Genomic DNA, 23,668 nt, shown 5'->3' with positions numbered 1-23,668 from the left:
TATGAAATATAAAATAGCAGTTATTCGTGGTGATGGAATTGGTCCTGAAATAGTTGACCAAGCAATTCTAGTTCTAGAAAAAATCGGTGAATTATATGATCATAAATTTATTTTTACCGATGTTTTAGCAGGGGGCTGTGCATATGATGTTAAGGGCACTCCTCTACCCCAGGAAACCATAGATATCGCTAAGGATAGTGATGCAGTTTTACTTGGAGCTGTTGGAGGCCCAAAGTGGGATACACTTCCCGGACATTTAAGGCCGGAAAAAGGACTTTTACAGATCAGAAAGGAACTTGGTCTTTATGCTAATATACGCCCTGCTGTATTATATGATCCCTTAAAGGAAGCTTGTCCATTAAAGCCTGAGATTATTGAGGGTGGCTTTGACATATGCGTAGTTCGTGAATTAACTGGAGGAATCTATTTTGGTGAAAGGGGTCGTAGAGATAGTGATATGGGGCAGGCAGCCTATGACACCGAGCAATACAGTATAAAAGAAGTAGATAGAATAGCTAGAAAGGCCTTTGAAATTGCAAGGAAGCGAAATAATACTGTAACTAATATCGATAAGATGAATGTCCTTGAAAGCTCCCGTCTTTGGAGAGAGGTAGTAAGTAAAGTACATGAAGAATATTCTGACGTTACTTTAAACCATATGCTGGTGGATAATGCGGCTATGCAGTTAATACGTGATCCTAAGCAATTTGATGTGGTCTTAACCACAAACATGTTTGGAGATATATTATCCGACGAAGCCAGTATGCTTACTGGTTCAATAGGAATGCTTCCATCAGCCAGTCTAGGAGACGGAAAATTTGGATTGTATGAGCCAATCCACGGCTCTGCACCGGATATAGCCGGGCAAGATAAAGCAAACCCCCTAGCAACAATTTTATCCGTTGCAATGATGCTTAGATATTCCTTTGATCTTGAAAGGGAGGCTTCATCCATAGAGTCTGCCGTTGAAAAAGTACTTAAGGATAACTATAGAACCGGAGACATCCATAGTGAAGGATCAAAATTAGTTGGAACAAAGGAAATGGGAGGATTGGTTGTTAGAAATCTAGGAAATAATTAAAAAATAACAATATGACAGGCTGTTGAAAAAGCTGAAGTTTGAGGCGTGCTGAAACCGAGAGGCCGTAGCGTATACAGACATACGTAAGGGTTCTTGGGTGAAGCAACAACGAAGAAATTCGGGTTTTTAGGCAGCCTAAGACCATTGATTAATTTCAATGGTCTCAGATTGTTGACAAAGTCAACAAGATGTCAGGCTGCCTAACAATTCGAAGTTCGAGGCGTGCTGAAGCCGAGAGACCGTAGCGTATACAGACATACGTAAGGGTTCTTGGGTGAAGCAACAACGAAGAAATTCGGGTTTTTAGGCAGCCTGAGACCATTGATTAATTTCAATGGTCTATTTAAATCTAAACTAACTCATCATGTTCTTGAAATTTTAAGGTTCTATTCAAAAGCTTCCAGTTTTCTATGTTTTTCATTGTTTCATTTGGTAGGAGGGTTTGTTCTTCCCCGAAGGTTTCCATTTCAACCATAAAATTATCATTGCCGACAAATACAGCAACATTACATCCATCCAGGGGATAGTTACCATCTCTTTTACATGTACTGCTTTTTATGAAGCTTAAATTCTTTTCTGGCCACGTCATAGCGATTTTTCCCTTTGGAGCATATACTGCTCTTTTTGTTACCACTCCCGTAGGATTAATGATCATATAGCTGCTATTAAAAGTAATCTGGGGATCATCAATTTTAACGGTATTTCCTGCAAACCTACGGGGTATTATGATCTTTACAATATCCCATGTAAGGGAATCATCCCCTAATGGAATTCCATAAATTTTTCCCCCCTCGGGATTTGTGCAGGTTGGGGACCAAACCCCACCAGAATATAGCATACTTCCAGTATTTCTTATAAAATTAGTCACCTGAAGCTCATCCTCACCCACTACCTCTACATCTATTCCTCGCTGAATTTTCATTATAGGATGAGGGGGTGCTGTGATAGTCACTCCATTTTCACGTATTTCTACTTCACACCTATCATTGTCTGCAAGATATGCATCCTCTGATTCATCGGCTCCTGGTCTTGTAATCCATACTCGATGTCCACCATATAACTTCCAGTCGCCATACTTTATACCATCGGCATCCCAGTACAGCAAATTATCTCCATCAACGGTACCAAAGAATGCTATTCTTGGCCCGTATTCCCTAACTATAACCATACGAATTTTATTTGTGATTATCTCAACACTTTCTATTCCATCAAATGAAGCATTGGCTATCCTCAAAACCTTTCCCCCCAGCATTTCATTATTTGAGCAGATTGCATAATTACCTTCTATAATGCCATCTCATATATTCTTCTTACATCCTCCCGTGAAATCTCTGGTACACTTGCAAGCATATTATCACTACCGAAGCTTATTGTGACAACATCCTTCGTAAGCATATCCAAATCCCTTTCACTTGCACCAAACTGAGATATACGAGTTTCTACACCTATCTTTTCTAGTAGATTCTCAAACTCATCGGCTGCATGGGATAAGGACTTTCCATATATACGCTCGGCATACTGTGAATATCTTTTATTATCCCTTCTATGGGCAAAAAATCTCATCCAAGCAAGTATCATAGTAGCCAGTGTAGCACCGTGGGTTGCCTTAAAGCGTGCGCTAAGTACATGTCCCATTTGGTGCATTGGAGCCCAGCCATAGGTTCCTGAAAGTACCCATCCATTCAATGCAATAGATGCTGCCCACTGCATCAATCCACGGGTTTGAGTATCCATAGGATTATCTAATACCTTAGGGATATTATCCATAACTGCCTTGATTACTCCCTCCTGCATCCTATCCTGCAAGTCTAAATTACCGCCTTCCCCATTGAAATAACTTTCAAGTACGTGGGCAATGGTATCAATAGCTCCGCATGCAGTCTGGTATGGTGGGAGGCTAGTGGTAAGGCTAGGGTCTATGATGGCAACCCTTGGATAAAGACAATCCGGTGCCCAGACATAGGATTTTCTGACACTTACTTCATCAGTGATAACTGCCGTTGGATTCATCTCACTTCCCGTTGCTGGCAGGGTAGGAATCATGATAGTAGGAAGTGCCTGGGTTGGTGGAATCTGAGAAGAATCATCACTATGGCTAAATGCTATCATCTTGATAATGTCCCCTGCCTTATATTTTACTCCCGCCGCAATCACCTTGGCACAATCCATCGCACTACCGCCGCCAATACCTATGACGAGATCAACCTTTTCTGATTTACAAAGCTCAATACCCCTTCGGGCTTGCTCAAGGGTAGGGTTGGCTGTTACACCAAGAAAATCTACATAATCTATCCCTTGTTCTTTAAGAAGTGAATGAATACGATCAAACAAATCTCCATAAAAAGAAATATCTGTATATGATACTAATATCGCCTTTTTTCCGTATTCCTTAGCCTGAATACCGATCTGATTTACCTCACCCTCTCCAAATATAACTTTAACTGGATTAAAATATTCAAATTTATTCATAGGATAATTTACCTCCCTTTCCTCTTTGCTTATTTTTAGTTATATTAACAATGGCCACACCAAAGATTAACAATGCTCCCTTGATTATCTGCCCCATAAAAAACGATGAGCCAAGTAGTGTAAGTCCATTTACTAAAATTGCTAATAATATGGCCCCTATGATAGTTCCTATTACATTTGGCTTTCCCAGTTTAAATACAACTGCCCCTAAAAATACGGCTGTAAATCCATCTAGGAAAAAGGAAGAACCGAGCTTTGGCTGTCCTGACTGTAAAATTGCCATCATGATCACACCGCCTATTGCTGCAAATAGTGCCGAAACAATGAATAAGCTACTGAGTATTTTCTTTTCACTTATTCCTGCTTCCTTTGCCGCCTGGCGATTTTCTCCTATGGCATATATATGCTGTCCATAAACTGTTTTTTCTTGAATAAAGAAGCAAACTAAGTAAAGTACAACTGCCAATAAAAATAACACCGGTATGCCTGCGATTTTTCCCCAAACTATGTTATGAATAATACTTCCACTTGTATTTGTTATAGTAAGAGGCATACCCCTTCCTATTATCGCTGCTATGGCCTTTGCTATACCCGACACAGCAATAGTTGCTATTAGGGATTGAAACTTGAATCTTATTACTAATATACTTGTAAGTAATCCAAATAGGGTACATAAAGCAATGGCTATGATGGCTGAAAGCTCAAAGCTTAGTCCATTTCTCAATAATAGGGCAGTTATCATACTGGCCAGTGCTGCTATATCTGGAAAGGATGCATCCATTTCATCCGATGCTATGACCCAAGTAACACCCAGTATCAAAACGGCACTCGTGCTACTTTGGCGAAGTATTTCCATTAGGTTTGAAGGTTTACTAAATACGGGTGTCATGATAGAAAATATAATACAAACAATTCCTATTATCCACAGCAAACTGGCTTCAGGACGAAATAGTGCTTTTAATTTCTTCATTATGCAGTCACCTTCTTTTCTTCTCTTCTACTTGTTTTCTTCTTTGAGTCTAGTAGCTTTGATACCTCTATCTTAGAAGATAATATGGCTACTATTAATACAATCCCTATAACTAAATCTCCATAGTAAAATGGTACACTTAAAAGAGTAAAACCATTGAGCATCATCGATGTAAATACCGCTCCTAAAAAGGTTCCTATGACACTGGTCTTTTTGAAAACAGATAGACCAATATATACCGCTGAGAAGCAAGGCATAAGCAAGTTCAAACCGGATTTTACGTTCCCATTACCCTGGGCGGCAGTGGTTATCATTGTAGACATTGAAGCAAGCACTGAACAAATAATAAATGCCACAATGATGACTTTATTTATATTTACACCTGAAAAGAATGCGGCTACTTTATTTGAACCCGTCGCATAGAAATATCTGCCGAATTTTGAATGCTCCATTACTATGTGGGCTATAACATAAAGAGCCAACATAATTACAATAGGTAATGGAATTCCTAGAATCCTAGCTTCATTTAACTGTCCTATACCAGAACTTAAAAAATTCTTATAGATAAATGCCCCATCACTAAATAAATACCCCGATCCAAATGCTATGGAACCAATGGCTATGGTTACAATAATATCTGGAAGCTTATATTTTCCAACTGCTATCCCCGATATCGTTCCAAAGAAAGCTCCTCCAAGAAGTCCCATTATTATGCAAAGGATTGGATTCCACCCCTTGGCTATAAGCCAAGACATTAACATTGAAGAAAAACAGGCTGTCATATAAAAGGATATATCACTGTGACCTACAGTTACTACAAAGGTTAATCCTAAAGCGGCAATTGCTATAACAGACACATGCTTTAATATGTTTAATATATTCCTTACACTTAGGAAATCCTTGCTGAGCGACGAAAACACAATTACAACTGTTGCAAATAATATAAAAAATACTATGATGGTAAAAGAATCATCGGTTATATTAATTCTCTTTTTTTTATCCTCCATAACTTGCCCCCCTATAATGAATATTTGATTAGCTGGCAGAAATCGCGTGTACTAACATCTTGTTTAGATTTGTGTTTTCCCCACATGTATCAAGGGTAACTCTTCCTTGATTAACTACCATTATCCTATCTGCTGTCCCCAACACTTCTTCACAATCCGATGAAATAACCACAACCGCCGCACTTTTTGAAAGCTCACGCATGGTTTCATAAATACCAGCTTTGGCCCCCACATCTACCCCAACCGTTGGCTCTGTAAATATATAAACCTTTGCTTCTGTAAACAAACCTTTGCCGATAACCACCTTTTGTTGATTTCCCCCGGAAAGCAGGCTAATTTTTTTATCGATTCCAGTAGTAGCCACCTGTAATTTCTCCACAAGTTTATTGGCATGTTTGTTCTCATTTCTTCTATTCACAAGGGCCATGGTATTTGTTATTCTTTCAAGCTTTGATAGGGTTAAGTTTGTTGCAATAGCTTGATCTCCTATTTGACCTTCACTCCTACGATCTCCAGGAACAAGAAAAATACCATGCTCAATTGCTTTTTTAGGGCTGCTTACATCTACGACTTCATTATTTACCATGATCTCACCTTTACTTTTAGCAATCGCTCCAAAAATGACCTTTGATATTTCATCTATACTGGAGCCTACAAGACCAAAAATACCTGTTATTTCTCCCCTTTTTACTTTAAAGCTTACGTCATGGAATTTTTCATTGAGGGCAAGGTCTTTAACCTCAAAAATAACTTCTCCGTCACTTATTTTGGTTTTAGGAGGATACAAAGCTTCTAGCTTTTTCCCCAACATTAATTCCGCAATTTGCTCAGAATCTACTTGACCACACTTTACTGGAAGTGTTGCAACATTCTTTCCATTGCGAAAAATAGTCATACTGTCACATATTTGGCTGACTTCATCGAGATGGTGGGTAATATATATAATTGATACACCCTTGGTCTTTAGAATTTTTATAAGATCAAAGAGTATACATTTTTCTTTCTCTGTTAGAATTGACGTAGGTTCATCTAATACAAGAATATTAGATCGTTTTGACAATGCCCTTAATACAGCAATTATTTCCTTTTCCACTGCACTAAGTGTATAGATAGGTTTTTCTAAATCAATATCTAGAGGAAATTCTACTAAAAGCTCCTCTGCCTGTTTTTTCATTTGTTTTTTACTAAGCCCAGCAAAAATACCTTCTTTTTTACTTTCATTACCAAGAAATATATTTTCATAACCTGTAAAGGATGTAATCATTTGTGGGTCTTGATAAACTGTTGCTATGCCAGCAGCCATTGCATCCTTAGGCTTATTTATATCTACAGAATTTCCATCTATGAGTATTTCTCCGCCTTCTCTTTTATAGACACCGGAAAGTACCTTTATCAGAGTGGATTTACCGGCACCGTTTATTCCTAGCAATGCGTGGACTTCACCGGCTTTGAGCTTGAAGCTTGCATTATCGAGAGCCCTTAATGATGAAAACTCCTTTACTATTCCATTCATTTCTAAACGATATTCGCTCATTACTATATGCCCCCTATCTGTCCCTATTCATAATTTAGAAAAGGGGCAATATATGCCATTGAATATTACCCCTAAAATGATTCTATTCTAGATTGTTGGAACCCAGCCAATTTTCTTAAAGTTACCAGGAATATCGTAATCGCCAATACCATTCCAATCCTCTGGAACCTTTACATTTAAAATCATATCTCTAGTGATTCCAATGCCGGGTGCCATTACAACACGTGGTACAGCTTCTCCACGTAGATATTGATGGGCATAGAAAACACATTGATAAGCCATTGTATAAACCGATTCCCCAACTGTTCCTATAAAGTTTGGAGATTGTTTCATGACCTCAAAACAGTGTTCTCCACCATCGGAACCTGTAAACAAGATTTCCTCACGTCCTGCGGCCTTTACAGCTTGGATACCTTCAAATACTGCACCATCCCATGCACACCATATGGCATCAAGATCTCCCTTATTTGGGCATGCAGTAAGCATATTGTCTATGGCCATACGTGGAGTAACAGCTCCCGTTGAATCCCATGACCATCTTTGTACTATCTCTATATCCGGATATTGTTGCAATGTCCATTTAGCCCCTTGACCCCTTGCATCCCATCCTTCATTTGATGGAAGATCTATAACTGCAATTTTCCCTTTTCCTCCAAGCTTTTGACATATCTGCTCCATTGTCCAAGCTCCACCGGCAAAGTTGTCAAAGGCAACTGTTGTGGTTACAGCCGCTCCCGGTACAAAACCATCGGAACAAAATACTGGGATTCCTGCATCAATTGCATGCTTTACTGCTTCACTAATACCTACTGGATCTGAAGGAGTAATAAATAATGCATCTGGCTTAGCCTTTATGAATGCTTCGATTTGCTCAGATTGTTTTTTGGCATCATAATTTGCATCAACTATAGAATAAGTGCCACCTAATTCCTTTATGGCAGTTTCAAAAGCATATTTCTGACGTTGACCTGATTCATTTTCCATCCACCCAAGGGAGATAGCAAAAACCATATCCTTGGGGTCCTTCTTCTTTACCTTGGCTGTTTTATCATTATTTGGGGCTTCTTCACTTTTACTTGACGATGCTTCTTCATTTTGTGATGGATTATCCACACTACAACCGATCAATGAAAATATTAATAATGTAATAAGTAATAGAGACATTACCTTCTTCATCATAATTCCTCCCTTTTATTAAAACCGTATTATGTAGAGAGTTCCAAGTAAATCTTAATTTATACATAGCAAAATACTCAGTGTTTCTAAGAGTTTTTGATATGTATGAATTAAAGTTTTGACTGGAATCTCTATATCAAGAGTTCCAAGTAAATCTTAATTTATACATATCCAAATATCCCATGTTGCTGGGGGATTTTTTGTATGTATAGTTTAAAGTTTTGACTGGAATCTCTACAAGTCACTAAGCATATCACCAATATCCGCTTGCATATCAGCAACCCTACTGAAAACCTTTAAATATCTTTCATATACTGTATTATTAGGTTTATCGGGAATTACTATATCTTGGGTCTTATGAATCTCATCTATTATGGTAAAATCATTCCATAATCCAGTACCTACAGCTGCACAAGCCGCCGCTCCAAGGGATCCTGCATCTTGCCCTACATTGGTTTTGATTATTTCTTTATTATAAACATCGGCAAATATCTGTCTCCATAGTTTACTTTTACCGCCTCCACCAACTATAAGCATTTGATGGGACATCTCAGTATAATCCTGTAGCACATCCAGAGCCATACGCAAATTCATTGCTATACCCTCCATGGTTGCCCTAATCATATCTGCCTGGCTATGGGCAAGATCTAGCCCAATAAATCCTCCTCTGATTTTAGGAGATTTATCAAGTCCAGAACCACCTGCCAAGCTAGGATTAAATAGTAATCCCTTTGCTCCAATTGGTGAGGCCTCCCCTGCTTCATTTATGAAAGTATACACATCTAATCCATCTTTTTCTGCTTTATCAATCATATCCTTACAGATATTGTCTCGAACCCAATTGAGAGAACTACCTGCAGCAAATATACATGTGGCTGAAGTAAACATCCCTGGAATACAGTGGGTAAAAACATAGGGTCTTTTTGTACTATTTAAAATAGGTTTACTGGCTGTAACAGCGATCCATGCCGACGAACCCAGAGACGTATATACCCTGCCGTCCTTTATACCTCTGGCACCTAATGCCATGCAAGCGTTATCCACGCCTCCAGCAACAACCTTTACACTCTCTGGTAATCCCAAGGCCTTAGCAGCAGCCGGTGTTAGGTTGCCTAATATCTTGGTTGAAGCCACAATTTCTGGAAGAACTGAATTTGGTATACCCGAAGCCTCAATAAATTTTTCATTATACTTCCAATTAACAAGGTCATAAACACCGCTTCCCGAAGCATATGAATAATCTGTGCATGCCACACCGGTGAGCATAAAATTAATATAGTCCTTAGTTCCAATAAATTTGTATACCTTTGAAAACATTTCTGGTTCATTATCCTTATACCACATTATCTTGAATATAGAATATAGGGGAGGCGGGAAACCGTTTCCAGTGGCCATATACCACTCCTCCTGATCTACTTTCTTGAAGAACCTTTCTGCTTGGATTTCTGCCCTAGAATCCGACCAAATTGGTATGGACTCCCTAATAAGGTTTCCATCCTTGTCTATGGGGATAACGCCTAGGCTATGACCGGAAATCCCTATTCCCTCAATATGATTCCTATCAATATCAACCTCGTTAAGTAATATATTTGTGGTTTCTATTACTGCATTCCACCACTGCATGGGCTTTTGTTCATGCCATCCTGAACTAGGATAGTACGTATCATATGAAGCAAAAGCACTTGTGATGGAATTGCCATTAGCATCGTAAAGAGATGCCTTTATGCCCCCAGTACCTAAATCATATGCTATGATATACTTGTTCAATTCTGTTCACTCCCCCCTTCATGACTTAACCATCATTCGTGTCAAATTTCAAACCCGAGTTCATGCCATCAATAAGTTCAGTCAATAGAAACAGATTAATAATTATCATTTAAAGCCAAGGTAGCATTATTACCCGTGGTCTCTTTACCAAGAAGTTTATTGGCCTCATTCATAATGGAAATAGCAGAATTAAGTCCAATTCCAAATCTACTACATCCCGCTTCCATCATCTCAATAACGGTGTCTAGATTTCTTATACCTCCCGCAGCCTTTATTTTTGCTGAATCTCCAATGGTTCTCTTTATAAGCTTTATTATCTCTACAGTGGTGGGCTTATTACCCCAACCAGTACCAGTTTTTACATAGGATACCCCTGCTTCTACTGCAATTTCACTGCCTCTTACAATTTCATCGCTGGTTAGGTAAGCGATTTCCAGGATTGATTTCACCGGTAATCCATCGGCGGCCTCAACTACTGCCTTGATATCATCCTTGACCTTATCGTATTTACCACTCTTAAGGGCCCCAACATTTATCACCATATCTAATTCATTACACCCTAGCATCCTCATTTCCTTTGCTGTTGCAACCTTTATGGATGTGGTATCTGCCCCCGATGGAAAACCTACAACACCACCCACCATGATATCCTTTTCATCCTTTAGCATATCTATGAGCTTTTCTGTAAAGCATGGCATTGTAAAGGTACAAATAAATCTATATTGTTTTGCTAATAAAACCATTTGCTCAATCTCAGCTAAAGTCACGTCGGTACGCACAGCACTGATATCAATAATGCTTGCAATATCGGCTAGACTAATACTATTGTCCATAAACTATCACCTCTATACTTAATTGAGGAAATTGCATAACTCTTACTTGGCTAAACCTAATATGCGAATATCATCCTTGATTTAATAACTTAAGATATAGCATATTTGGTGGTATAGCTTTGAAGATTTCTAAACTACATGTATAGATTTCCCAAAGTTAAACTTAATTTATATATATCAAAATATCCGATGTTTCTAGGGATTTTTGATGTGTATAAATTAACTGTTTAACTGGAATATCTATATAGGGATTTTATAGAAAGTAATTATGCAATTTGCTCACTTATGAATTTGTGTACACAATTCATTATTCATAGTTACATTATAACGTCATTATGTTTAATATGTCAATATGTTTTTCTTTATTTTCAGAAAATAAAATAAACTCCTCGGTTGAAACAACTGGGAGTTTATTAATACATATAAGGCATACTCAACAAAATTACTTCCTAACCTGCCTTGTTTATTTTTTTCATATAGATAACTATTATTTTTTAATCGTCTTCTCTTCCACTCATGTTTACAACAAATTCATATCTATCACCAACAATACTAACAATATCTACGCAAACTGGTTTGCTTTGTTGATAACATATCCTCCTTAAAGCCAATAATGCACTGCCCACAGAAATATCCAGCATTTCTCCTTCCCATATATTTGCTGATTTTGCTGAAATAGTATCCCTTGCGGCGTCTATACAAATATTATAGTTCTCCTTAACAAATTTATATAAAGAATTAAAATTTTCATTGATATCTTTTATACCTTGAACCATATCATATATAAGATAATTCTTCATTATTGCTATGGCTTTACCCTCTACAAACTTAATACGTTTAATACACACAACCCTATCATAGGGTTGTATTTGCAAATCAGCGGCTATTTGGATAGATGGATTAATAACATCCATACCCAAGAACTTAGTAGTTACTGTATACCCCTTCTTTTCTAGAGTTTCAGAAATAGAAGTAACATAATTTAGATTTTGCATAGTTTTATGATCCAATATTTGCGTTCCTACACCTTGCTTTTTTACAACAAAACCTTCCCTAGATAACATTCCTACAGCCTTACGTATGGTCGTACGACTAACATTAAATTTCTTTTCTAAAACTGGCTCCGCTGGCAATAAATCTCCTACCATATATTCTCTTTCGATTATTTGCCTTTTCAATATCCCATAAACTCTCATATATGCGGGAATCTTTTCCACACTAACCCTCCTAATCTATGTTAAATACCAATATTATTAAATATATATTTATCATAATAACATTATTATCTTTATATTTGCAATGATCTTTTTAGAATTTGTGTTATTAGTTTATTCATTTATATAAACATCTTACTGCCTTATGAAGGATTTTGAGTTCTAAATGTCACGATAAAAGGCAATGGTTGTTTTCTTATAAACGAAAACAACCATTACCTTTATCCCTTTTCATAGCCCTCTTTATACATACGGATAAATATTATACGACCATACTTATATAATCAAATATGCCCTTCCCTTTAATTATGTGGTTCCCATTTAATAGTAGGAATAGGTACTTTTACTTCATACTTAAGTTCTCCCTTGTTATTATAATTATAACGCCTTGCACACTCATGATAATATCCGTCGCTAAACTTCTCTAAAACCTTCTTTACTTGAGGAGCATCCTTTATACTACCACCACCATTATACTGATCTGGGGATAGTACGCCGGAATAACGGAATACTCTTCCATCTTCTAAATATACGCGTACAACATATCTGTACACATCTTCATTGGGCATAACTGGCTCGGAAATCGTGGTTATATTGGTCACTTTAGTCTTTTTATCGTATTTTTCAAAGGGTACGTAGTCTACTACTGCTTCATACACATCGTGGGTAAATCCACTGTAAAGATTTATATAGGAGTATTGACTAGGAACATCCTGGGGAAAATTGAAAACATCTTTTTTAGTAACGCTATATGTCTTCGTCCAATTACGAGAAGCAGTAACTTCAAATTTTATGGTTTGTGTTGCTTTCTGTCCAAAGAAATTACCTTCAATTTCATTAGAACTACTTGTTGTAGCTGATATGGTTGTTGATCTTGTATCTGAAACGGTTTTTGAAACACTTTTTGACTGACCCCTATATAAACTCAATAAATATTTAGAATTGCATAGATATGGTTCAGTATGAGTTCTTTTGATATGCCTCAATCTCGCAAGATATTTTTCTCCATTGTTTTCATATTCTTTATATCCATCGGTTGAGTTTTCGTCATAGAACTTTCCAATGTATACATCTCCCCGCATACTTGGTGTTGTTCCCCTTAGTTCATCCAATGGTATCATAAAGCTATCATCCCTTGATATAGTAGGTAGGTTTTCTTCATAGTCGTTATTATGTATGACTTGATCTTGCGGATTAGCATAAACAGAGAAGGTGGAAAAAATCATAATGATGGTTAATGTGATAATCAATTTTTTCTTTCTTTTCATACTTATCACTCCTCAATCATATTTGTGTTTCTTAACCTCTTATATACCATTTAAGTAATATAGATTCTCAAGGGCTATGGATTTTATTACTTAAAATAGTACCCAAAGTAATACTTGTAAAAATATTATGATTATAAATTCATAAAAGTAGGAATAACACTATCTTGAATATTTTTACTTTTATGTGAATTATATAATATTTTTGTATTTATTTCAATTAGTTTTTATTATTTTCTAACAAATAACCCCCATGGGATAAATCTATCCCATGGGGGCAAATTCTAATGTATTTTTTTGAAATACTCATCCTTTAATATACCCATAATGTGAATATCATGATACTGTCCATCCCTAAATAACTCTTGACGTAGAACCCCTTCTAGTTTAAATCCCAATTTTTCATAGCATCTTATGGCTCTTTTGTTAAAGGAGTAGACATTAAGCTTTACCTTATTTATATTCATCTGTTCAAAAACAAATTTTATTAGCAGATTCATTCCATCGGAGCCATAACCTTTACCCCAAAATTTCTTGCCTAAAAATATACCTATTTCGGCGACACTGTTTTTCCAATCTACTTTATTTACACCGCAACCACCGATGTATTCACCACTTTGAAGAATTTCAATGGCGAAGCTATACTCCGTCTTAAATGCCGATTGATTCTCAATCCACTTCTCTTCTTCATGAAGAGTTATAGGATAGGGAATGTCCGGAGTCAAATTTTTTTTGACATCGGCATCGCTAATGTATTCATGGGCAAGCTTTGTATCTTCCTTTGCATAGGCCCTAAATCTTACTTTTTCTCCAATATACATACCTATCCCCCTTAATCCCATCTCAATCTTCAAAGGATTATTTCTTTATTCCCATTAAAAATGCATCTATGAATCCCCTAGCATCTAACTTTATTTCACTTTTGTATTCATCACAGAAATTTGCCATAAAGCTTTTCTCAAAGGCAAATTGATTAGAGCCACCAATAAAGAATAATGCAGCCATATAAGTATCCGCAGACTTAAATAAGCCGGCTTCTATTCCATCTTTAATGATTTCCTCAATCACATCTATCTGCTTTCTTCTAAACTCTATAAACATTGGCTTGAGCTGTTCTCCAACGCCACTTTTAATTACCTGAACCTGAATCATATGCCCTATGCTTCCATGGGCATCAGTCAATTTCAATTGAAGCTTTAAAAGATTATGAAGCTTTGTAACAGCATCCACTTCTTCTTCCACGGCTTCCTTCATTATATCAATGTATTTATCCATCATATATTTAACCATTTGACAGAATAAATCCTTCTTGCTATCAAAATATTCGTAAATAGTCCCCTTACCTACATTAGCTCCCTTGGCAATTTCTTCAACCTTTGTCTTATGAAATCCATCACGTTCAAACATCTTTAATGCTGAATAGATTATTGCTTCCCTTTTACTTTTCTTATTTTCCATCTTATACCTCCGAATCCTTGACAAAATGACTAAAGTCTCTTTGTAGTTCCAAGTTCTAAGTTCCAAGTTGTAAGTTTTCAGGTCATTCTCTTGGGTTTTTGTGAACCAAGGGACGATTCTTTTCGTCATATTTCCATGACATGGTGAACCGCCCCTTTGACCAATATGCACTATAGTATTATACTATACTCTTGCACTTTTTTTCTTAAATATTTTTTTCCTTAAGAAACCATTGAAATCATCAAATATAGTATACAGTACCGGTATAAATACAAGTGTCAGCAATGTAGAAAGAAGTAATCCACCGATAACTACTGTCGCCATTGGAGCTTGAGTTTCTGCTCCTTCTCCTATACCTAGAGCCAGAGGAAACAGTCCTAAAACAGTGGTCAATGTAGTCATTAATATCGGTCTTAATCTTACTGGTCCTGCATTGATAATTGCTTCTTTTCTATTTTCGCCACTTTCCCTACGAGTATTTATATAGTCAACTAACACTATAGCATTATTTACTACTATACCTGCCAACATAATAACCCCTATGAATCCAGGTACACTCAAGGATCTTCCCGTAATAAATAGGCCAAACATACCGCCCGATACGGCTAATGGAACTGAGAACATAATCGTAAATGGATGAATCAAGGATTCAAATTGTGATGCTATAATCATGTAAACCAGTACTATTGCTAAGAGAAGTGCCAAGAATAAATCTTGGAAGGACTCCATCATATCCTCATTTTGACCGCTTATATCATAGCTGTATCCTTCCGGCATAGAATATTCCGATAGAACCTGCCTAATATCCCTCGTTATACTGGCTAAATCCCTACCCATGATTTGACTAGTAACACTTACGGTTCTGACCTGATCATTTCTATTAATAGTAACTGGCCCTCTATCTATAGAAACCTGTGCTATCTGGTTTAATGGAACATCTACTCCCATAGGGGATTGTATAGACATCTGCCCCAGATTAGATATACTTTCTTTAAATATAGAGTCTCCTTTTATAATCACATCTATTTCTTCACCATCAAATTTATATCTTGTGGCCGTTTGCCCTAAAACCGTTCCCTTTATTGATGATGCAATTTGAGCCGCTGTCAATCCATACCTAGAAGCATTTTTTCTATCTATTCTTATCTGAACCTCTGGAATTCCATCACCAAAGCTACTCTTAACCTCCCTTGTTCCTTCCACACCTTCTACACTAACTTTAAAATCATCTCCAATTTTTTTCAGTACGTCTAGATCATCACCCTTTATATCAACGGATATTGGCGCCCCTCCACTTGGTCCCATACCCTGGGTTACTATCTCTACTCCGATTTCAGCTCCCGGAATATCCCTTACCATATTTCTAACTTGATCTGCCACTTCACTGGTACTTCTTTTTCTATCCTTCAAATCCTTAAGAACTACATTTACAGCAGCAGTATTAGAGCTATTACTTGATGTAAATGAACCTCCACTTGAACCAATTGTAGAAAATACGGTTTCTATTTCTTCGATGCCCTCTAAATCCTTTTCTATTTCCAGTACTACCCCATGGGTATTATTAAGCTCCGAACCCTCTGGCAAAGAAATGTTTACAGCAAATTGTCCTTCGTCGGTGGTTGGGAAAAACTCTGCTCCTACCATTCCCACCGATGCCATACTCCCTAAGAATATGATTATGGCTATCCCTACTGTTGACTTTCTATGACCTAAAGCCCACTTTAATATTTTTTTATAAACTGATTCCACCTTAGCAAATACCTTGTCAAATGCATCATATATAAAATCAAATGGTCTAAATTTGCCATGATGTTTTTGTCCCTGCAATTTATCTACCTTTAAAAACTTTGAAGAAAGCATAGGTATGAGGGTCAAGGATACTACTAAGGATGCTCCTAGGGACATTGCTACTGTCAAGGAGAATTCCTTGAATATAGCCGATGTAATCCCTTCCACAAATACCATTGGTAAAAATACTGCTACAGTAGTGAGTGTGGATGCTGTAACTGCCATACCCACTTCCTGGGCTCCTTTTACAGCCGCTTCTTTTCTTGAATACCCGTCTTGTCTAAACCTATATATATTCTCAAGAACAACTATGGCATTATCAACAAGCATACCTACCCCTAGTGCGAGACCCCCTAATGTCATCATATTTAGGGTTATTCCATAGAAATAGATCAGTGTAAATGTTGCAATAATAGATATTGGTATTGCTGTCCCAATTATAAAGGTTGTTCTTATGTTTCTCAAGAATAAGTATAGTATAAGTATTGCTAAGAAAGCTCCCACAATTGCATTCTTCACAACATTATCTATAGACTGCTTAATAAACTCCGATTGATCCATAACAACACTTACTTCTATACCTGGAAACTCATTTTTAAGCTTTTCTAATTCCTCATTTACTTTATCGGCAACCTTTACTGTATTTGTTCCAGATTGCTTTTGTATGGAAATATTTATACTGTTTTTACCATTAGTTTTTACTATAGCCTCTGTATCTTTGTAGTTCATATTAATATCGGCTATATCAGATAAGTATACGATTCCTCCGCTGGGAAGAGTAATTGGTAGATTCTCAATTTCCTCCAAGGATTGAAACTCGCCCATTGTTCTAATAGTTAATTCCTGTTTTCCTTTTTTAACTTCTCCACCGGGCAAATTTAAGTTTTCTGCCCTTAAGATTTGAGATAAACGATCTATTGTAAGCCCATAGCCCTTTAGCTTCTCCTGATTAACTATGATTTCTACCTGATTTTCATATCCACCTGAAACATCTACAGAAGCTACACCCGACAATCTCTCAAGCCTAGGCTTAATAGTATCTTCTCCAATTACTTGAAGCTTAGCTAAATCCCCACCATTTGATAATGATAATTGGATTATTGGAAAAGAATTGGGATCTATCTTTAAAACCATGGGTGCCCCGGCTTCATCGGGTAAAAATCCCTTTACCATATCCACCTTTTCCCTCATATCCAAGGCCGCAAAATCCATATCAGTCCCAAAGGTGAATTCAGCCACAACGATGGAGCTACCTTCTGAGGAAATTGATCTTACATTTTTTATATCACTTACTGTTGCAATGGCTTCCTCAATGGGTTTTGTTACAAGCTCCTCCATTTCCTGTGATCCTACACCACTATAGGAGGTGGAAACGATGGCTACTGGGACTTCTATCTCTGGAAATAGATCAATAGGCAGCTTAGCTAAGGATACTACTCCCAGGATAATTATAATGAAGGTGATCATCGCAATGGTAACTGGTCTTTTTACAGCTATTTTTGATAGATTCATTATTCATCACCTCTAACTACCTTTACTATGGAACCATTGTCAACGTAATTTTGCCCTTTCACTATTACATTTTGACCCTTATTTATTCCCTTAGTAATTTCTACATATATACCTGTATCTAATCCTATTTCTACTTCCTTTTCTACTGCCTTATCGCCTTCTACTACATATACCACCATTTTCTCATCATTTTGTACAACTGCCTCGCTTTTTACGGCTATAACATCCTTTCTTACATCGGTGCTTAGCTCAAGCTTTGCAAACATACCCGGTTTTACGATGTATTCATTGTTCTCCATATAGACTCTAACAGAATAAAGCTGTGTCTTAGCATCAGCAGCCGGACTTAATCTATCTATTTTTCCTATAATATTTTGATCCGATACAGCTGGAATTTCTACGACAACCTCCTGCCCTAAATGTAAATCATTTATGACATTTTCAGTAACGTTTATCTCCACATATACTCTATCCATATCTATGATAGTCATAGAAGGCTGAGCATTAGATGCCATTTCCCCTTCTTCTATATTCACTACGGATACAATCCCATCTATGGGAGATTTAACCGATGTATCCTTAAGGCTATCTATTGCTTGAGTAAGTCCAAGCTGTGCCTGTTCATATTGAGCTTTTACTGTATCAACGGATGCATTAGAAGCCGCAAGCTCAGCTTGTTCATACTGAGATTTTGAAACCGCACCCTGGGCATAAAGCTCCTTAGTTCTTTCAAAGTTGGCTTTAGCATTCTCAATGCTCTCTTTAGTCCTATCATAGTTCGCTTTAGAGACAGCAACGGACTTTCTAGCTCTATCAACTTGTTTTTGTAAATCCTCTTTATCTAAAGTGAAAAGTATAGAATCCTTTTTAACCTTAGTTCCTACATAACTTTTAATTGAAGCTACTTTACCCGGTACCTTAGGTAAAACCATAACCTCTTTATCAGCATGTACTTTACCACTAAAGGTTATATCCTTAGATATGGTTTTCACTTCAGATGTTTCAATAGCTACCGGTACATACTTCTCTTGTTTAACTTCACTTGTAGCATCTTTCTTTCCCCCACAACCGACAATTAAGCTCATTAATAGTACCGTTACTAAAAATAAAACTAATATTCTCTTCTTCATTGTTTTCCCTCCACGCTATTATATTCCATAACAAAATGCCATAGATAAACAATTTTAAGTGTTAATATTGTTTATCTATAAATGGGACTAAAAAAGTCTCCAACCCTTTGTTAATTCTGATCCCTAAGGTCTGCTCATAAAGCAAAATGAACTTCAAATTTTATGTAATCAAACCCTCAGAACCGACCAGTCAGTATTACTATATTATAATAGCCCCTCTACCAAAAGTCAATATTTTTATATATAAATATTTTTTAACCTAACAGCTATAATAAATATCCCTAGGCTTATATAACTTCTAAGTTGCAGTAAAACAATTTTAGGCAAAAACAAAGGAATGAAAACCAAAGAATAGCAGAATATATAAAAGGCGAACTTAGAAGGGAAAAAGAAAAACAATTCAACTTTTCAACCCTGACACTTTTATTTTGGGGTAGTACCAGCGAAGTCGCTATGTGAGGAAAACTTGTCAAAAACTACACTTTGCTAAATAGTTTTAATCTATATTAGAAATTAAGCTGTTAGCTAAGCTTAAATAGTATCTCAAACTAGTTTTTAGGATATTCTTTGTTTTTTTATAAAAAATAGATAGGGGTACCACTAACATTTGCGTAAAACTCACACTAGTACTTTTATTACCAAATAATCTTTAAATGTGAATTTTATCGGTTATGCTGACGGTACCCTTTAATACAATTTGATATGCTTATTCTCCAAAAACATACACAGGTCGATTTATTTTTCGCTTGTAATAGTAATGTAATCACTATAAGTATTTCTATCTGATTCATTTGATAATGAATACGTATTTTTATTAGATTCATTTACTAAGGCATGGATCATTGCTTCAACAAAATATGGGTCATATACTGCGTTTACTATTTTTTGTTGTTCTTTTTTTGGTAATTTTCTAAACTGTTCTAGTGCTTCGTATCCACCTGGTTGATTAACTAAAAATTCTTCAGTAGTTCTATATCTAGATCTTTATTTTATTTTTTTTTATTTGATTCAATTAAAAATCTTATAAATAAAATGATTATAGCTGATATTACAACTGTCGAGAAAATTGAAAAAGGTAAAATAATTTCTGAATAAGGCATCTAACTATCTCCTTTTGTACTCATCTTTTTTATTTATTATAAAAGGTTTATAGAAATATTATCATACAATATATAAAAAAAATGTAGAATGATGGCAAAAAAGTAACAAAACATTAAAGAAACTAATAATTCAGAAAAGATTAAAAAGTATCCCGGAGGACAAAGGGACAGGTTAATTGTCCCGTATATGTAGAATCAAAAAATTTATTTAAGGGGTTTACATTTTGCGTAAAAAAGTTGCTTGTATATAGTGAGAAGAAAATAACCGGTTATGAAATTCTCAAGATATAAACTCAAGGTGTGAATAGTATGAAAATCATAGAGACAAAATTAAAATTTGAAAGCAAACTTAAAAAACTTAATAGTCCTTCTATGATAATAATTCATCATGCTACACATAGTAGTGCTACTGTATCAGATATACATAGGTGGCATCTTGAAAATGGATGGAGTGGATTTGGATATCATTTTTTAGTAACTAAGGATGGTAGAATCTACAGGGATAGGCCTGAAAATGCTATGGGGGCACATTGTAAAGGCTACAATACTAGTTCTCTTGGTGTATGTATGCAGGAGAACTATGACGTAGAAAAAGTATCTGAGATTCAATTTGAGGCTCTTATAGGATTATGTCAGTATCTATTTGATAAATACAGGATTAGCACTATAAAGTATCATAGAGGATTAAAGGCTAATGGGTATCCTGGGCTAAACCTTTCTTTAGGGCAGGTTAGGAGCAAGGTTTTTTGTAACATTGATACTTACACTGTTAAGCCAGGAGATACTCTATGTTCTATAGCTGAATCATTTAATTTGACAGTTGATGAACTAATACAATTGAATAATTTGAAAAGTAATTAACTTTATCCAAACAGATAATTAAGATATATAAAAGTAGTTAAGAGTAATATCATTATATCTTAATTGTAGTAATATTTTAATTAAGAAATTTAAAATTGGTAATTAAAAGAAAGGGGAAATTTATCAATGGCTACTGTAACAAAAACTGATATTTTCGACATTGCAGACTGTGACGAGTTAATTAAGGAACTTGAAGATGCACAAAGCGCTTATCAAGGAGCAGAAGAGCAGGCTTTAGCAGCAAGTTACATTTTTACTTGGTTCGGAATGATAGGAGGACCTGGAGTAGCTTGTGTAACAGCTACACTATTAACAGGTGCATTTGCATATTATTATGATACCGTAGAAGATTCAATAGCTAAAACTATAAGTGAATTAGAAAATTATAAGGATTTTTTACAAAATCATTCTAATTATGACTGTGTGAAAATGGAGGTTACTGGGAAGATTAAGACAGTAGATGGAGAAGATTACTGGCTTCCATCAGATTTCAACGCAATAGCTTTACACACCGGTTCAGGTTGGGTAACTCTTTAATATAAGGTCAATAAAAAAAGCGGAGATTGTTCCTTTAATCTCTCGCTTTTTTGTTAGTTAAATAGTATATAATACTTAAGATTATAAAAGGTGCTGTTTTAAAAAATGGATTAATATCTGATTCAAATAATCCTAAAACACTATAAATTATGACCAATAAAGAAAAGAGTATTAACCCTTTAAATTTACTCATCTCATTTCACCATCCTGAATCATTATCTTGTTTAAAACATTCTAAATTTTATTCATAATTTTCGAATTGACTTTATAGTAGTGTATACCATAAAACTCAAAATTATAATGTTAAAACCAATAATTTGAATAGATTGATTCATTAGCATAACGTTAGATTATATATAATTATATCACAATTCCATACTAAATCTTAATATGTTTAACAAATGTTTCCATGAATCTAAATTTTTTAAATGATCTAACCTACAAAATTAATATGTTGCCAGGTAAGTGGGGAAATGCAACTTAAGAGGACGAAGGGACAGGTTATTCATCCTATTAGCTGTTCTAAATTGATATCATGAATAATTCAAGATAAAGTATATATTGAAAAAGAAAAACAATTCAACTTCTCAACCCTAACCCCTTTATTTGAAATTAACTAATATTTTAAATTTAGTAATTCCAATGGTTTGAAAAAATAATATCGTAAACATCTATCTAAGTTGTTATTTATTTTAACGTATGTGAATATATGGTAAAATATAAAATGCGGGAAATAATTTAGAAAGAAAAAATATAATAAATTCTCAGGGGGGCTTAAAGGACGAAGGGACAGGTTATTCGTCCTATTAGCTGTTCCAAATTGATATCATGAATAATTCAGGATAAAGTATATATTGAAAAAGAAAAACAATTCAACTTCTCAACCCTGATCCCTTTATTTTTAAAGAATAGTAGAATTTTTCTGTACTTCCATGAAATTTACTGATATAATTCCCTCGTGGGAATTATATACATAAGTGTATTTAAATAACTAATTCTATTGCTAAAATTATAGACTTGTATAAAAAATTTTTATGAGTTATTAAAAAAAGAAATAGGAAAACAAAATACATTCAAAGGGATTGATAAAATGAAAAGGCTTGTGTTGTTAATAGTAATTTTATTTAATTTAACTGGATTAGTTGGGTGTATTAATAAAAATGCAACTGTTTCTCCAGATATCGATATTTCTCAAACAACTACTTCTAGTGATTCTACACCTGAAACGGATAAATCTATTATTCCTAATAATAAGTCTAAACCATTTGTAGGCCGTATGAATTTGGATAGTGAAACGGAAAAATTTTTTTATGGGACTTGGAAAGTTGAGAAACTTTTAGGATTTGCCAATTCATATAATGATGCTTCTCAATATCCAAAAGGGCAAAAAGTTATTGGTGATGAAATTATAATCAAAAAAGCCTTCTTTTCATCAAAAGGATTTAAAAACTATAATGTTTATCAATATGAATTAAAAAATCCAATATATAATATTCAAGTAATATGCTATAACTCAGACTCTTTTTATAGATTATTTAAAATAGATCTCCCAAGTTTAAATATAAATGATAAAGTAAAACATATAGGCATAGCTGACTCTTCTAGCAAACTTGGGATACCTATGAGTTTTTTTATTGTTAATAATGATAGACTTATCTTGTTATTAGAGGCAACATGTTTTGAACTAAAAAAAGTCACCAATGAGATGAATTAAGGTTATGTAATGAATTTTGTAATAATAGAACAGAATATCTCTAAGAATTCAAGAATCACCTGTGTAGATCATGGTTTTTCTGGTTTTAAGGAAGATCTAAATGAGTATCACTCTTTAGCTTGGGTCGTCCGTGCCCAGACTATGGATGAGGTAGTAGAAAATTTTATTAAAACCATACAAAAGGTATGATTGTAAATAAAGGAGACTATTATGAAGATTCTTGTTGATGCCGATGGTTGTCCAGTAAAAAAT

19 protein-coding genes are annotated in these 23,668 nt (G+C 35.4%); 5 read left to right on the top strand and 14 right to left on the bottom strand.

The window, feature by feature from the left end; all coding sequences use genetic code 11:
• Position 1: 1 nt before the first annotated feature.
• Entirely contained in the window at positions 2 to 1,081 is a 1,080-nt protein-coding gene (gene leuB, locus N4A68_15435; protein MCT4565689.1) for a 3-isopropylmalate dehydrogenase, read from the top strand.
• Positions 1,082 to 1,430: 349 nt separating this feature from the next.
• Here leuB and N4A68_15430 read toward each other — a convergent pair whose 3' ends face one another.
• The 14 genes from N4A68_15430 to N4A68_15365 all read right to left on the bottom strand — a co-directional run bounded on the left by N4A68_15430 (position 1,431) and on the right by N4A68_15365 (position 19,204).
• On the bottom strand, positions 1,431 to 2,315 hold the full coding sequence (locus N4A68_15430; GenBank protein MCT4565688.1) for a hypothetical protein: 885 nt from the start codon (positions 2,313 to 2,315) through the stop codon (positions 1,431 to 1,433).
• 50 nt (positions 2,316 to 2,365) lie between these two features.
• The gene (locus N4A68_15425; GenBank protein ID MCT4565687.1) at positions 2,366 to 3,550 is read right to left on the bottom strand and encodes an iron-containing alcohol dehydrogenase; all 1,185 of its coding nucleotides are present in this window, start codon (positions 3,548 to 3,550) and stop codon (positions 2,366 to 2,368) included.
• The gene (locus N4A68_15420) at positions 3,543 to 4,520 is read right to left on the bottom strand and encodes an ABC transporter permease (protein ID MCT4565686.1); all 978 of its coding nucleotides are present in this window, start codon (positions 4,518 to 4,520) and stop codon (positions 3,543 to 3,545) included. Before N4A68_15420 ends, N4A68_15425 begins: the two co-directional genes overlap by 8 nt.
• Positions 4,520 to 5,527, bottom strand: coding sequence for an ABC transporter permease (locus tag N4A68_15415; GenBank protein MCT4565685.1), 1,008 nt, complete (start codon positions 5,525 to 5,527; stop codon positions 4,520 to 4,522). The genes N4A68_15420 and N4A68_15415 overlap by 1 nt, the downstream gene beginning before the upstream one ends.
• A 28-nt stretch (positions 5,528 to 5,555) precedes the next feature.
• Positions 5,556 to 7,061 carry a sugar ABC transporter ATP-binding protein gene (locus N4A68_15410; protein ID MCT4565684.1) on the bottom strand — a complete coding sequence of 502 codons (1,506 nt, stop codon included), beginning with the start codon at positions 7,059 to 7,061 and terminating at the stop codon, positions 5,556 to 5,558.
• Between the two features lie 87 nt (positions 7,062 to 7,148).
• Entirely contained in the window at positions 7,149 to 8,237 is a 1,089-nt protein-coding gene (locus N4A68_15405) for a sugar ABC transporter substrate-binding protein (GenBank protein ID MCT4565683.1), read from the bottom strand.
• Between the two features lie 234 nt (positions 8,238 to 8,471).
• Positions 8,472 to 10,004 (bottom strand): FGGY-family carbohydrate kinase, encoded by a 1,533-nt coding sequence (locus tag N4A68_15400; GenBank protein ID MCT4565682.1) that lies wholly within the window; start codon positions 10,002 to 10,004, stop codon positions 8,472 to 8,474.
• 95 nt (positions 10,005 to 10,099) lie between these two features.
• Positions 10,100 to 10,837 carry a deoxyribose-phosphate aldolase gene (gene deoC / locus N4A68_15395; GenBank protein ID MCT4565681.1) on the bottom strand — a complete coding sequence of 246 codons (738 nt, stop codon included), beginning with the start codon at positions 10,835 to 10,837 and terminating at the stop codon, positions 10,100 to 10,102.
• A gap of 494 nt (positions 10,838 to 11,331) precedes the next feature.
• A complete protein-coding gene (locus N4A68_15390; GenBank protein ID MCT4565680.1) occupies positions 11,332 to 12,054 on the bottom strand; it encodes a GntR family transcriptional regulator in 723 nt (240 codons plus the stop codon).
• 299 nt (positions 12,055 to 12,353) lie between these two features.
• Complete coding sequence (locus N4A68_15385) at positions 12,354 to 13,319, bottom strand: hypothetical protein (protein MCT4565679.1); 966 nt, start codon at positions 13,317 to 13,319, stop codon at positions 12,354 to 12,356.
• 281 nt (positions 13,320 to 13,600) lie between these two features.
• On the bottom strand, positions 13,601 to 14,137 hold the full coding sequence (locus N4A68_15380) for a GNAT family N-acetyltransferase (GenBank protein MCT4565678.1): 537 nt from the start codon (positions 14,135 to 14,137) through the stop codon (positions 13,601 to 13,603).
• A gap of 37 nt (positions 14,138 to 14,174) precedes the next feature.
• Entirely contained in the window at positions 14,175 to 14,774 is a 600-nt protein-coding gene (locus N4A68_15375; GenBank protein MCT4565677.1) for a TetR/AcrR family transcriptional regulator, read from the bottom strand.
• 183 nt (positions 14,775 to 14,957) lie between these two features.
• Positions 14,958 to 18,074: an efflux RND transporter permease subunit gene (locus N4A68_15370; GenBank protein MCT4565676.1), complete on the bottom strand. Its 3,117-nt coding sequence runs from the start codon at positions 18,072 to 18,074 to the stop codon at positions 14,958 to 14,960.
• Complete coding sequence (locus N4A68_15365; GenBank protein MCT4565675.1) at positions 18,074 to 19,204, bottom strand: efflux RND transporter periplasmic adaptor subunit; 1,131 nt, start codon at positions 19,202 to 19,204, stop codon at positions 18,074 to 18,076. Before N4A68_15365 ends, N4A68_15370 begins: the two co-directional genes overlap by 1 nt.
• 1,409 nt (positions 19,205 to 20,613) lie before the next feature.
• Here N4A68_15365 and N4A68_15360 point away from each other — a divergent pair.
• From N4A68_15360 to N4A68_15345, 4 genes are all read left to right on the top strand, one after another.
• Positions 20,614 to 21,165 carry an N-acetylmuramoyl-L-alanine amidase gene (locus tag N4A68_15360; protein MCT4565674.1) on the top strand — a complete coding sequence of 184 codons (552 nt, stop codon included), beginning with the start codon at positions 20,614 to 20,616 and terminating at the stop codon, positions 21,163 to 21,165.
• 126 nt (positions 21,166 to 21,291) lie between these two features.
• On the top strand, positions 21,292 to 21,702 hold the full coding sequence (locus N4A68_15355; GenBank protein MCT4565673.1) for a hypothetical protein: 411 nt from the start codon (positions 21,292 to 21,294) through the stop codon (positions 21,700 to 21,702).
• 1,090 nt (positions 21,703 to 22,792) lie between these two features.
• Positions 22,793 to 23,416, top strand: a complete 624-nt coding sequence (locus N4A68_15350; protein MCT4565672.1) for a hypothetical protein — start codon at positions 22,793 to 22,795, stop codon at positions 23,414 to 23,416.
• 9 nt (positions 23,417 to 23,425) lie between these two features.
• Positions 23,426 to 23,605, top strand: a complete 180-nt coding sequence (locus tag N4A68_15345) for a hypothetical protein (GenBank protein ID MCT4565671.1) — start codon at positions 23,426 to 23,428, stop codon at positions 23,603 to 23,605.
• The last annotated feature ends 63 nt before the right edge of the window (positions 23,606 to 23,668 follow it).

This window comes from Maledivibacter sp. (genome assembly GCA_025210375.1).
GTDB lineage: Bacteria > Bacillota > Clostridia > Peptostreptococcales > Caminicellaceae > JAOASB01.
Note: the sequence above shows the minus strand (reverse complement) of the source record. Positions and strands in the feature narration are given on the sequence as shown.